10 protein-coding genes are annotated in these 13,463 nt (G+C 50.1%); 6 read left to right on the forward strand and 4 right to left on the reverse strand.

Annotated elements, in window-relative coordinates; genetic code table 11:
- Positions 1 to 420: 420 nt before the first annotated feature.
- From SH451x_RS12815 to SH451x_RS12825, 3 genes are read left to right on the forward strand one after another with little or no spacing between them, the layout of a single operon-like run.
- Positions 421 to 2,988, forward strand: coding sequence for an MrcB family domain-containing protein (locus tag SH451x_RS12815; RefSeq protein ID WP_479362848.1), 2,568 nt, complete (start codon positions 421 to 423; stop codon positions 2,986 to 2,988).
- Between the two features lie 3 nt (positions 2,989 to 2,991).
- Positions 2,992 to 5,463, forward strand: coding sequence for a DUF2357 domain-containing protein (locus SH451x_RS12820; protein WP_479362849.1), 2,472 nt, complete (start codon positions 2,992 to 2,994; stop codon positions 5,461 to 5,463).
- A gap of 1 nt (position 5,464) precedes the next feature.
- A complete protein-coding gene (locus tag SH451x_RS12825) occupies positions 5,465 to 5,926 on the forward strand; it encodes a DUF6884 domain-containing protein (RefSeq protein ID WP_479362850.1) in 462 nt (153 codons plus the stop codon).
- 502 nt (positions 5,927 to 6,428) lie between these two features.
- On the opposite strand, the gene SH451x_RS12830 is transcribed toward SH451x_RS12825, so the two are convergent.
- The 4 genes from SH451x_RS12830 to SH451x_RS12845 all read right to left on the reverse strand — a co-directional run bounded on the left by SH451x_RS12830 (position 6,429) and on the right by SH451x_RS12845 (position 10,306).
- The gene (locus SH451x_RS12830) at positions 6,429 to 8,003 is read right to left on the reverse strand and encodes a hypothetical protein (RefSeq protein WP_479362851.1); all 1,575 of its coding nucleotides are present in this window, start codon (positions 8,001 to 8,003) and stop codon (positions 6,429 to 6,431) included.
- The gene (locus tag SH451x_RS12835) at positions 8,000 to 8,629 is read right to left on the reverse strand and encodes a hypothetical protein (protein ID WP_479362852.1); all 630 of its coding nucleotides are present in this window, start codon (positions 8,627 to 8,629) and stop codon (positions 8,000 to 8,002) included. The genes SH451x_RS12830 and SH451x_RS12835 overlap by 4 nt, the downstream gene beginning before the upstream one ends.
- Positions 8,622 to 9,092, reverse strand: coding sequence for an RNA polymerase sigma factor (locus SH451x_RS12840; protein ID WP_479362853.1), 471 nt, complete (start codon positions 9,090 to 9,092; stop codon positions 8,622 to 8,624). The genes SH451x_RS12835 and SH451x_RS12840 overlap by 8 nt, the downstream gene beginning before the upstream one ends.
- Before the next feature lie 314 nt (positions 9,093 to 9,406).
- The gene (locus SH451x_RS12845; protein WP_479362854.1) at positions 9,407 to 10,306 is read right to left on the reverse strand and encodes an HNH endonuclease; all 900 of its coding nucleotides are present in this window, start codon (positions 10,304 to 10,306) and stop codon (positions 9,407 to 9,409) included.
- A 389-nt stretch (positions 10,307 to 10,695) separates the two neighbouring features.
- Here SH451x_RS12845 and SH451x_RS12850 point away from each other — a divergent pair, with 389 nt between their 5' ends.
- The 3 genes from SH451x_RS12850 (at position 10,696) to SH451x_RS12860 (ending at position 13,453) form a co-directional block, all read left to right on the forward strand.
- Positions 10,696 to 11,091: a macro domain-containing protein gene (locus tag SH451x_RS12850; protein WP_479362855.1), complete on the forward strand. Its 396-nt coding sequence runs from the start codon at positions 10,696 to 10,698 to the stop codon at positions 11,089 to 11,091.
- A 225-nt stretch (positions 11,092 to 11,316) separates the two neighbouring features.
- Positions 11,317 to 11,472: a hypothetical protein gene (locus tag SH451x_RS12855; RefSeq protein ID WP_479362856.1), complete on the forward strand. Its 156-nt coding sequence runs from the start codon at positions 11,317 to 11,319 to the stop codon at positions 11,470 to 11,472.
- Positions 11,465 to 13,453, forward strand: a complete 1,989-nt coding sequence (locus SH451x_RS12860) for an acyl-CoA dehydrogenase family protein (RefSeq protein ID WP_479362857.1) — start codon at positions 11,465 to 11,467, stop codon at positions 13,451 to 13,453. The genes SH451x_RS12855 and SH451x_RS12860 overlap by 8 nt, the downstream gene beginning before the upstream one ends.
- Positions 13,454 to 13,463: the final 10 nt, after the last annotated feature.

Raw genomic sequence — 13,463 nt, forward strand, 5'->3', positions numbered from 1 at the left:
TGAACAGTTTGCCTGACCAGCGAAGCTGCCAGAGCCGATCCGACTTCGCCAATGTGATTCATTAATACAGCTGGAGCGGAGAATCAGCCAGCACTCTTTGGCGACCGGTTCTCGGGGAAAAACCGGGTGCTAACAAACTTCGGCTAATAGGGGACACGGCTAAACCTGTTGAATACTCTCTAAACAAAGACTGTGCAAATGGATGTCTTTGCAAACGCGTTCCGCAACCAAGATTCAACAGAGTCGAGGAAGGCTAGTATTTCCCATTGGCCTGGTTGACGTCCGTACACAATCCCATACCGTCGCGATTTATGACGTTGCGGACTCCATCGAACAGCTCGTTTCTATGGTAGACTCGTAGACCTGCACGATTCCAGCGCAGATCGTGGTTCGCGTTTTTCCTTTCAAAGGGGGGCAGTGTTGAGTTCTAGTAGCATTGATTACGAACAATTCGATTTTTGGACAGCCTGCCAACAACTGCTTGAAACCTATTCCCAAAGGCCGGAGAAATTTTCGGGCGATTCTGATGCTGTTCGGCTTGTGCGACGACTGAGAGAGTTGGCGAAAACGAAAGCTGACGAGCTTTGTCCGAACAGTCACTGGCGTGGGGACGCATCGGTTGGGAAAGGCAATTGGACCAATGTCCCTTGGTTGTCCGTGTTTGATGATCGCGAGACGACGAGCGCTCAAAAGGGCGTTTACCCCGTAATGCATTTTTCGTGCGAAGAACCGGTGGGCATTCGAATTGGTTTGGGCGTCGCTGCTACTGAGTTTAGAGTTGATCCTGAAGCGAAGGCGACCGAGGTCTACCGTCAAATAGAGCCGCCGACTATTGAACGGTTACGTGAACATGGTTTTACGGATGTGATCAGCGGTAGTGGAGAACGTGTTTCAATCGGCTCAGGAAAACTTGCCGGAGGATATACTCGTGGCATGATCTTCGAACGTTTTGTCACGCTTGAGGAGCTGCGCCAACATAGTTCATCGATCTCTTCCGCGTTTGCGGTCCTACTAGCAGCCTATAAAGCTTGGGTTGAGAAAGTCCATGAAAGTCCAGTGACCTCCAAATCGTTCTTGGAAATCATGCGTTGGTACTGCGCAGAAAAGATTATCTTCTACAGCACTAATCGGTCGGCACGATACTATGTCAAGAACGTCGACGATGCAGGGTGTGAAGTCCAGAGAGTAGATGCAAGTGAATCCGAGCGTATCACTCTTACAGGTTACAATTCTCGACTCGAATGGCTTCGCGAGAATCTTGGTAGCGGTGATCGCACGGAATTGGATGGTACTGTCGCGCGCCAAATGTGCTACTTGCAAGGCGCTGAGCTCGGTTTAGTCGACCAACGCAAGAAAGTGGTGCTCCTCGATTCACCTGAGAAAGTTTCGACGAACTTCGTCACGTTGTTGGAGGAGATGTCGAGCCCGCAGCTTTACAAACCGATGATCGTTGCTCTCGTCGTGCAAGCGATCGCTAAAGGTGAGTTACGGGAGAACCGTGTCTCGTTTGATTGGCTGTTGCCAAAATTTATCTCCAACTTCAAGGAACTCGATCGTGAGGTATCAGACCAACAACTGGCTGAAGGATTCGCGCGGCTTGCTGGCGATTTCTTCTGGTTGCTCGCACACGCCGACGTCAGCCAGCCTCTGACCATCGATCAGCCGACTACAGCTCAAGTTCGACAACGCGTTCAACATGCGGTACTGAAAGAGCCCTACTGGCGGGCGCTCCAATCAGAACAATGCAGAATTGATGTCCTTTCTAAGATCAAAGAAAAATGGAATATTGAAATGGGTGACGATCCCGATCCAAAACCCCCGCTTTTATCCATCGCTGTCGAAAGACTTATCCGGGATGTTGCTCACGACGGCTTTAGTTTTGAACCATGGCAAATCGCAACCTATGTGACGGCCATTCGAACAAAGCCGTTCGTGATTCTAGCCGGTGTGTCCGGAACGGGGAAATCAAAGCTGCCATCACTGATTGCAAAGCATACTGGAGGGGCTTGTCATCGAATTTCGGTTCGGCCCGACTGGACAGATAGTTCCGAAGTGCTCGGATATGTTGATCTGCAGGGCAAGTTTCGGCCTGGGGCGTTCTTGATGATCGCACAGGAGGCATCAAATAACTCTTCCTCGCACTCAACCTGTATCATTGACGAGATGAACCTCGCGAGGGTCGAATATTACTTTGCCGAGATCCTGAGCTGTATTGAGGATCGATCGCCTTCACAAGATGGTGGATACGAGAGCGACGCTTTGCTCTCGCTGCAGTTGCAAGTGGACGACAAAAAGTGGCAGCGTCAAAGGATTCCAGCCAACCTAGGAATCGTGGGTACAGTCAACATGGATGAAAGTACGCACGGCTTCAGTCGGAAGGTACTTGATCGCGCATTTACCATCGAACTCTCCGAAGTCAACTTAGATTGGAGTCCCAGTGTTTCAGATGATAGTACGGTTTTCGAGGAAACCCAGGCAAACTGGCCCATCGAGTTTTGGCATTCTCCGGCAACTCGTCTGGATCAACTATCGAACTTAGACGAACAATCACTGGCTGTAATACAAACCACGATTGAACTTCTCAAGCGTGTCAATGAATGCCTGACGTGCAGTCAATTACAAGTGGGTTATCGAACCCGCGATGAAATGATCTTGTTTCTGTTGAACGCAGAACAGGTTCGCTCAGCTTTCCGTTCCAGTGGCGATGAAAAGGTTGACCCGCTTGATTTAGCGTTGTCGATGAAGATACTCCCGCGAATCGTCGGCGGAAGCAATGCGATACGACGGACGCTTCTGGGGCTGCTAGGGCTCACTATTCAGGGGCAGCCATTTGATAACGAGGATGTCGTTGGTTCACAGGTCGACAGATGGGATAAAGCAGGTAGACCCGCGACGCTGGAAGGAGCAAAACTTCCTCGATCAGCGGCCAGACTGTGCCTCATGTGGGATCGGCTGGAGACAGAAGGCTTTACTTCCTACTGGCTGTAATCGATGAAAGAATTATTCCGAATCAACACGAATCTCTTTTCCCTGGTATGGGAGCGTTCGGCAAAGCACGATCCTCCCATCCTTGCGCAACGAACTGCGGTTAAGGGAAGATTGAAACTATCGCCCCGATGTGACTCGCTTTCATTCGAAGGTGACAATTGGCGAGACGTTCCAGAGCACTTGAACCACGATCCCACTTTAGAGATTGGACCGGCGCTCTATGAGCAACTCGACTACCAGATCTATCTGAAGGCACATCAGCCAGGCGACCAAGTTAGTATTCAACACCGCGACCCGCTCATCACTCAGCGTATAAGTTCTCGGGAGAATAGCCGAGTTGCATACGGTGTCATCAATTTTCAGGGCCAGATTGGTCGCAGCCTTTTTACCGTCGCGATCAATGGCAAGCCACAGCTCGATATCGAACTGGAAGTCTTCCCCACAAAGATCGACTACGAAACGGACTACAAAGAGATCCTCGCACAAATCCAGGAAATCCTGACGAGCTTGGCCTATGAATATCTTCGCTCGACGCACCAGCTAGGAAAGTTGGATACGAGTCGTCGCCCATCACGGTTGGAATGGTTGATACTCTTGGAGCAAATACTCGGCGAACTCGAGAAAACAGTTCGCTACATCGCTCAGCAGCCTCGCAGGTCACTCGTGCGACGTCCGAGCTACAATCGAATCGAACGTATTCGACGGTGTGACTCATCAATTCGTTCTCAAGTGCGCCGCGGCGTCGGCCGAGGTGCGATTCAAGAGACTTTGATAGGAAATATTCGCGAGCGACTGCTAGAGAGCCCCTCTGAGCCGACGCTCGATACGATGGAGCATCGCTGGATCCGTCGGCAATTGACGGACATTCGCAGGACACTTGGCCTTCTCAATAATTCGCTGGGAGACATTACCGAGTCGGGCGAACGTAGTAGGACCACACAAACATCGCTGCGAAATCTGGAGAACCGAGTATCGCAACTGCTTCGACTTGAGCCAATCGCCGAAGCGAACGGGCCTGTTCCTGGTGAGTTCGCATCTTTGCAACTGGTTTCGGCACCAGGATATCGGGAGACCTACCGACTCTGCATGATTCTGAAGTTTGGACTTCGCTTAGAAGGCGACATCTACCGACTGTCTGTCAAAGACCTGAGTGTACTTTACGAATACTGGGTTTTTTTATCGATGGTGCAATTGCTTCGCGAGCCCAACGTTAGTAACGCAGATCTTCGTGACTTGTTCAAGCTTAATCGTTCGAGTCTTCAAGTCCGATTGCTGGAGGGACGACGCCAACGGGTTGACTGCGTCAATTCAAAGGATCGCAAGATAAGTGTCACCTACAACTTCCAATACGACGCCGACGATGTAACACTTCTTCCCCAGAAGCCAGACATCATCATCCGTTATGAGGAAGTTGGCTGGCCGCAGATCTTACTTGTATGTGACGCCAAGTATCGCATCGACGCTTCGGAAGAGTATCGAAGTCAGTTTCGATCATACGGTCCACCACGCGATGCGATTAATGTCCTACATCGATATCGCGATGCGATACTTGAAATTGAGAAGGACGCGAGAGCGAGTGCAACGCCAAAGCATGTTGTCGTCCAGGCAGTCGCAGCTTTCCCCTACGCTGAAATAGAACCGAATGAGTTCAGATCAAGTCGATTATGGCAGTCGATCGATCGGTTCGGAGTCGGCGCAATTCCCGCGTTACCTAGCGATCTGTCCTACATGCGGGACTGGTTAGTAAAAGCGTTTCAAAAAGGCGGATGGTCAATGGCTGACCGAGTGATTCCGCACCTTGCTGAAGGTCGCTCACGCGATTGGCGTATCGCGGCGAGCGAGCCAGTGTTGATTGGGGTCTTGCGATCACCGGGCTCTCAAGAACACTTGGACTGGATCAAACGGGAACAATTGTATTATCAACCACTCACAAAATCACAACGCCGCCAGTTCTTCGTTAAGCAAGTCGCGCTGTACATACCGGTCGGCATACGGGAACCGAATGGCATTCGTTACGTTGCTGATGTTGAGCAGATCGAGATTGTAGATCGATCTGAGATTCCAACACCGTGGACGGCGCGACGAGATCAATCGATGGTGCTATACAGATTGGGGCCGGTTCGAGCACTTGCAAGGCCTATCAATCTAGCTTTGCAAGAAACAATGGCTGGGCATTGGCGATGGACAACTCGGCTAGGGCTTCAACGCGCGCAAACTTTGAGTGAGGTTGGACTAGAGACTGAACCTGAATGGCGATTGCTGGAATGGTTGCGTGCCAATCACATTGAGCATGAAATTAAGCTTGCGACTGCGAGCGTGCAGAATGCTGATGATCCGAAAGGCCGCGCATGGTTTCATCTTCCTACAGGAGTATCGATCCGGTACGACGGAAGCAACCTCTTCCTATGGCGATGTGTCGGGAAATCGGATCAATATATGACATTGGAAGACTTGATGCTCAACGGGCAATTTTAACATGGACATCCAAATTGATGCCGACGTGTTGGTCATCGTGCCTTGCGGTAGTAGCAAGATATGGGACCGAGATCCTAACGCCGGACCAACGGTCGCTAGAGATGCGTACATCGGTGCGCCGTTCAAATTAAATCGGCAATACGCGGAGCATCATGGTAAAAAGTGGGTCATATTGAGCGCTAAGTATGGGTTCATTTCCCCAGACTTCGAGATTCCAAGCCCCTACGAAGTGACTTTCAAACGCAAGGCTAACCATCCGGTTTCGAGTAGCACGCTCAAGCAGCAGGTACGGGAATTAGGACTCAACAACTTTCGGAAAGTCATTGGATTGGGCGGTCGCGAATATCGTCTTGCGATGCTCGACGCTTTCGAGGGTACGGGCGTTGTGCTGAAATTTCCATTTGCCGGCCTAACCATTGGCAGATCAATGCGGGCGATCAAGGCCTCCATAATTGGAGTGTGATAGGGTCGAACTGGCGGTCCGCCTTGTTAGAGCTACAACTCTCATTTGGATTGATTGAGGATAAGATACGTTCAAATGAAAGCACAAGAGGCCTACGGAAGCCCTCGAGTCTTGGGTTGCTGATTCGCTTAAACAAAACTTCGAGGCGATCGGGAATAATTGGAATCGCAGTATCATCCGGTGATGGTTGTTTATATTGCAGGGTTTCACAGGGCCACGAAGAATTTGACCAGATAGTCGCGCTCTGATCTGAATCGGCGGCGGGCTCGAAAAAGTTTGGGGCTCGGGGCACTCTCCGAGTTATTACCAAAGCATTAACTATTCAGCTTCGCCAGTGAGCGGACTAGATAAAAACGCTTCCTCTCGCGGCATAGGTTCCGCGATGCAGAATCCAGTAAGGACATCGTTCTACTCGTTTGTCATCCGAGCCGCCAATTAAAGACCATCCGAAGCAGTTGAAAGCGGCGGTGCAACCCGAAGAAATAAAACGCGTGGACGGTGCTTACCGTGACTGGATGTTGACCTTGATCTGAAATCCAACGTCACCATCAAGCGGTGGTGCTATTAAGTTGAACTGGGAACCATCATGACTATATTCAAAATCTCTTCCAGTCATGGGATCGATTGCCACAGGCAGAGGTGCTTCTGCTAAGGTCATGGGTAGTTCGTTATTATTTTCCGCAGCATACATCCGTAAGGCTTCGATGTTCTGCAAGAGCGCAATCTTTCGCTCGAACTTGGCTGAGGCTTTGTAGATATCCGAAGTCGCGATGAAACTATTACAAACCTTGGTCAATTCACCGATCGTATCATCTTCTTTCTCTTTCTGAGCAAATCGAACGTATGAAGCATTCTGTCGCAATTTCCAAAAAGGAATTTCCGACCATTTAAGCAAACTGTCAGTTCGTTCGCGGTAGTATGTCACCAAGGCCAACATCGCAAGGTGAGTAGGATTTAAAACGCTCAACTGTTCCGAAGTCATCCCTTCGGCTCGCTGCAGATATGCCAAGGCTTGACTTTGCGACGCTTGAATGATCTGTCTAAACCGTTCGATCGCCACCGATGACTCTAAACCGATCAACGGCTCGATGCCGGCTACTTCCCACTGACCTTCAATGAGAGTACGGACAAACTGGTCTACCAACATGTCCCAAAACATATCGTCCTTGGGATTCAAGTCGACTTGTTTAAGTGGTTTAACTTGTTCAAACAAGAACCGCCTTTCGAAGCCCAATGAGTTTTCGTAAGAAAACAGCGGCTTCGGCAGCGACGCATAAGCCCAATATAGATTTGGACTTTCGCTGTGTTCGATCAGTTTGATTGCATCATCGGTAGCGATCGATGCTATCGCCATCCCTGCCAAGCTGGCAACAATAACTTCATCTTGACCGCAGTGACGAGCCATAGCAATCTGTTGACTTAGAACCGAAATTGCGTCGTCTATCCGATCTTCTGCAATGGCCAATCGGCAACGAATGGCTTGAGTTCTCGCAATGGTGCGAAACTGACTAATCTCCGGCAGCAGCAAGGTAGCAGGTGAGTCCAGTTCATCGAGATTCCTTTCGAAATCCATCGTTTTACACTTCTGGGCCTCTGACAAAAACTGAACTTGAAACTCTGTTAAAGCAAGATACTTTTTCACTTTATCTACTGGCAGTTCTTTGGGGGCTATCTGATACCAGTCATTCAGTCCGACATACGTCTTATCTTGTCTGCTCTCTTCATCTGCTTTCCTCCAAGATTCATGCAATGCATTTCGATTACCCTCCTGGTCAAGAAATGCAAATGCACGCAAGTAGAAGATTGCGGCATTGCGATCGTCCTGGTATCTCGAATCATCGACGAATCGATACTTCAGCGCGGGTGTGGCCTCGTGTTTGGCAATGACGTTGATTTCCTGCGTAAGAAATCGCTTTCCTTCTGAGGTGACAAAAACGTCCCAGTCACCGGCTTTCTCAGGCAATAATACAGGAGACTTCGATTCTGCTTCTGTCGTGTCGTCCCCGTAGGTGAAACTCCATGCAGAACCAAAAATACTGAAAAGGCAGATGCAGATTGATCGTCTCACATTTCTCATAACTGAAACTCCTTACGTAGTTCGAAAAAACTGTTGCCATCACGCTCGACATCCCGACTTGCCCACTCGAACGAGTCTGCGCGCGATGTTGTTGAATGATCCACCGATTCAAATATCCTTGGTGAATTCTGAATCAACAATTCAATGTTTGCGTGAGTAACCAAATAGCTGGAAGCAGCCGATCGCTTTTGACCTAAAGCAGATTCTGTTACTGAATTTTGATTTACTCCATTCGGCAATGCTCCATTCGGATTCGCCGATGAAGGCTGTGAATTGTGTCGATCCGTCAATTTAGAAGCCACTGTTGCAGATTCCCCACTTGCGACTCCGGAGTATCCCTCATGTGAGCTGAATTTTTGGTAGTTGTTGGTGCTACGTCGATCTGAAAAATAGTTCGATAAAATCGCGGCGCAAGCGATTACCGACGCTGCCAAACTGATAACTCGGCATCGGGCTGCTGCTCGCCGAGTCGCGTGTCTTGCGGCCGCGACACCCGCAGCGTAGCCAAACTCGTACATCCGCTTGTCGCGATGGCTCGGTCCGGAGCCCAGCGAATGACTCCGCAGTCTTTGCTCGAAATTTGTCAAATCATTTTCCGCTGGTGTTTGACCTGATTCTTCATTCATCTGCGCATTCTCCGTAGGCCTGCCTGAGTTTCGAAATACCGGACTGATATGAACGCCAAATAGTTGCTTTCGAATCTCCGTTGGCTTCTCCGATCTCATCAAATGTTAAACCGCCCCATATCCGCGCGATCATAACTTCTCGCTCACGTATTTCGAGAATATTGAGCATTTCCCGCATTTCGATGCCAACGACGGAATCATCCGAATTGTGAACGCAACTCGCTACGTTCGATTCACGTAGTCGACGCTTTGTCCTCGATAACTGATCGTTGATCGCCAATCGCTTTGAGACTGCAAAGAGCCACGCGACGCAATTTGTTGGCACCTTTTCCTCAGAAGCTAGCTTGATGAACGCTGTCTGAACAACGTCTTCAGCTCCGTCTCGCGCTCCGCCAACCCATTCAACCAAAATGGCCCAGTAGTCGTCCAGCAGTTTTCCCAAACTGTCGGGATCAATTGGCATTCAAAATCGCTCGATTCAGGGCAATTGGCGTTAAACAGTGCGGCGAAACTCGCGTCCCTCAATATAAAGACAAAGCTGTCGTCGGCTTTGTTTCAGATAAATTTGAAATTCCATGTGTTCTGTCACAAGGTTATTGACACGATTTGCGAGTCTGAACATCCGTCTCGGATCTGCTCGCTATTGTGGACTCGCGACTGTCCAACTGCAACTGATGGAAATTGACGCTCTGAAAGTCCACCGTTCTCACTATTGCAACCCATCGCGCCGCGATCATGAACTACGGATCCGCTTCTTCGGCCGCTTACTTGAAAACCCTACCTAACAAAGCGTTTCTCACGATGCCAGGCGAGGTTTTTTGCGCTGGGCCAGAACTGCTGGTCGCGCGGCAAGATCAAGCGCTTACCGACCATCGATTTGACGGACTCTTGTGCCGGGCAGTCTTCGTCAAAGGCGTCCCGTGCGACGATGACTCGATAGTCATCGTCGACGCTCCAGAGCCCTAGATCGAACAGCCAATGAGCATTCTTGCATAAGGCTAGTCCGTTTTGCGGATCGTCGTTGCGCGAATGAGCGAACTGGTGGATATGCGCTGCGTCTACAATCGAGTGTCCGGTGATCGTCGAAACTCTATAACCAGTCAATGCGCAAGTCTGGCAATAGGCTGCAACAACATCGACACGGAAACGAGCGGTTCGCCCCTCGGCGCGAGCCTCACTGTCAGCCTGTCGGGCTACGTCGTCAAGCTTGCTTGTGTCGGCGGGCGCCACGATCCCGGCAAGCTCGTAGAGTGCAATCTGTTCTGCATGCTCGAAGTAATTTGCAATTAACAAGTACCCAGCCGCATCTCGAAACTCCGGAGATTGAAGCGCCGAATAAAATGCGTCCGACAACTCAATGCCCGTCGTTGTGTCTCGGTGTTCTGATTCGCTGCCGTCCGGCTTTAATGTTCGCCACAGTTTGGATGATCTGGTGTGATGGAATGGCAAACGAATATCGGGTGGTTGCGACCTTCTATGGGCCACGATCGACCAATAGACTGCGAAGCGAAATGCAAGGTCCGGCGTTAACTTGACATGGGGGCCGATCAGTAGTCTTGATTTCGCAAGCTCAAGTAACACGAGCAGGAGCAAGGGTTTGTGCGGGGCAATGCCTTTTGACCGATCAACGCGTAGTCGACTGAGCTTTTTGAGAATTGATTGGTACTGACTTTCCACTCTGGCGGTTACTCCAACCGAAATACGGTGACATTTAAAAGCTGCATTGTACGTTATAGTTTGTCGTACCGCGTTCAGGCGGCGTCGGTTGCGTTATTTAAGGAATGGCCGCGTAAACGTGGCTCGACGGACTGCCGTTGTGCGTTTTTTTACAACGCAAGCACACGGGGCGCCTGCCCCATGTCAGCTTGTCTGGCATGAGCAAAAGTTTTCATCGTTAGAATCGCGCGAACTATGAAACTGTCTTCTCACCATCCGAACCGCTTGCCGCCTTTGGCCGCGTGCGGTTCGGATGGTCGGGTGAGGGCAACGCGATCTAACTACCAAACGTATTCACCCATGAGATAAACTCATGGGGGTCTTGAAAAAGACATGGAAACACAAAAAACATGGCGACTGTCGAATTCTTGGTTGGGAATTTGCTGAATCAGGATGTCGAGGTAATCGTCAACGCTTGGAATCGGAATATCATTCCGTGGTGGCTTTTGCTGCCGCAGGAGGGCTCGGGGGCAATTAAGAAACGGGCTGGTTGCCAGCCATTTCGCGAAGTTGCCAAGTATGGTCCGATCCCGCTTGGGGGTGCTGTCCTTACTAGTGCTGGTCGCCTGCCCTTCAAGGGTATTATCCATGTAGCAGGAATTAGCAAATGGTGGCGAGCGTCTGAATATTCGATTCGCGAGTCTTGTCGAAATGCAATCCGAATCGCCCGAGAACACTCGTTCGACTCTGTTGCCTTTCCGCAAACGCGAGTATGCGAAATCGCATTGGGCTCTTGGAACTATTGATTTTCTCGACGCGGCGGATGAGAAAGACCGTATCGGATACCTTATATGTTTGAAGACATCGTTAACAGGTGATGAAACTGGTTACATTTCGACATATGCCGCGACTCATCCGACGTTTCCGCATGAATCAACTGTAGATCAGTTTTTGACATTCGCCAGTTTATGTCCTATCGCAACCTAGGCATCTACATAGCGAGGAGGGTTCACCAGGGAATGGCAACGGCGATGACGACGAACCTGAACGATGCGATCCAGTTGATTCACGAAGATGAGCTTATAGGTTTCTTCAATCAATTTAGTTCAGCCTGTCTGGGTTTTGAACAAGGCGTTACTCATCAGAAACAAATTCAAGTCCTTCCGACTGGAGCTAAAAATGCATAGTTCACATCATTCGTCGTTTGCATTCTTAATATCTGTCGCTGTCGCAATTGGCAATTACGGAACTTCTCAAATCGCTGAAGCACAACAACTGGCTATTGCTGGTACAAAATTGGATCAAGCTGAAAGCATTCTAAGTTTATTCGATCGCTTACAAGAAGGTCACAGTGACGCGAATCCAATTTTCGTTGCTCAGGGTGAGTTAGATAACTTGATTGCTTCCGACGGCGGTGGGGCTTGCCCAATCGCAGTCGGATTGATTGCTCAGCAAACCTTACGATCAATGAGGGGTCTTCCGTCAGATCCGCATCCACATCGAACCGCACTACGTCTTTTTCATGAGAGCCCCGAGTTAAAAGAGGGCAGAATCAAGAACCAGCGATTTGTCAAACTGCTTGCAGACCTTTGCGCTAGTATTGATGAATCGCCAGTGGCCATTACGACCGTTTCTTCTCCGACAAGCAACCATGAGAATCCCGGCTCGATCTGGGCGGCGGCTGAGGGACCGGATCTTTCCGTCAACGCTGGCCAGATCAAGATTCTTGCCTACACGGTTACGACGGCAGGTGGCGACGTACTTGGTAGACATTTTGTCTTATTGCAAGCGTGCGATGGAAATCAAATAACGTTTGTGAATCCAACCAAGCCCATAAAGGACTACACATTTACCATCGAGTATCGTAGCGATTCTACAGGATCAAGACGCCAAGTGTTCTTTCGTAGTCCGGCAGGGTTTGAAAAATCCAATCAGACGTATGAGTTGAATACGATTTTTACGATTCGACTAATACCTGAGCAAACGGATGTTGTTGAACATGATGCGGATAAAATTAGCCTAATCAATAATCACATAGATCAACTGGCTGAACTCCTAGCTATGCAAGGCGATCTAGCCAGCCCAAGAGCATGGCGGAGTCATGGCGCAGCGTTTGGCCTTCCTGGATTAGATTTACCAACTGAAGTCGGTGGAACCGGGTGGTCAACGGTGGACATGCTTGAAGTCTTCCGACACGCAGGCAAACACAATCTCAACCTTCGTGATGTCGTTGGAGCCGCTCATGGCCGACCTTTGGTGAATTCAAATTCTGCGTATGCAAAACGCGTCTTGGATGACATCGTCGCGGGCAAAGCGTACGTCGCGGTCGCCATCACCGAGCCTGATGCTGGCAGCGACATGCGGGCCATGGAAAGTCGAGCTACGAAAGTTGGAGACGGGTATGCATTAAGCGGTCAGAAGCTGTGGAACGCTCGACTACGGCAGGCAACCCATGTCGTGCTGTATACCTTGGCGTCCAACGGCAAGGCAGGAGCAAGAACCGCCTTCTTGTTACCAATCGATCACCCTGGGCTTCAGATTGTAGACGAGTACGCTCACGGGTTGACCGGCAATTCATTTGGTGGCCTGAAATTCAACGATATGGTCGTTGGACCTGAGTACGTTCTTGGTGAAGACGGTGATGGAGGAAAGATCTTTAACGAACACTTCACCTACTGGCGGCTGATGCAGTCAGCCGCTGCCATTGGATGTGGGGAGGCCGCTCTTCAGCAGATGGCCGATCGAATTAAGGAGCGACAAGCTTACGGTGGTCCAATTGGTCGCTTCACGCACTTGCAGCAGCCAATTGGCGAATACACCACAAAGCTCCGAATGGCGATGGCATTGGCGCGCGAAGCAGCAGAATTCATCGACCAAGGCAATTACGAAGCCGCGTCTCCGCTGGTCAACGGCATCAAGGCAGAAGGCGTCGAGATCGCTCTCGCCGCTTCCGATGCGGCAATGCGGGCTCATGGAGCTCTTGGATACAGCCGCCAGGTCGACCTTGGTGATCGCGTTCGCGACCTCATGGGCTTACGAATCGCAGATGGAACAACTGATGTGATGAGGATGGAAGTCGTTCGCTCAGTCTATGGCTACGATTTTTGGGATATGGCTGTTCGGAGCTATAAAGCAGAGGAGAAAGAAACCGCCAATGAAAAGGAATAATCCAGACTGA

This window comes from Njordella aestuarii (assembly GCF_056494165.1).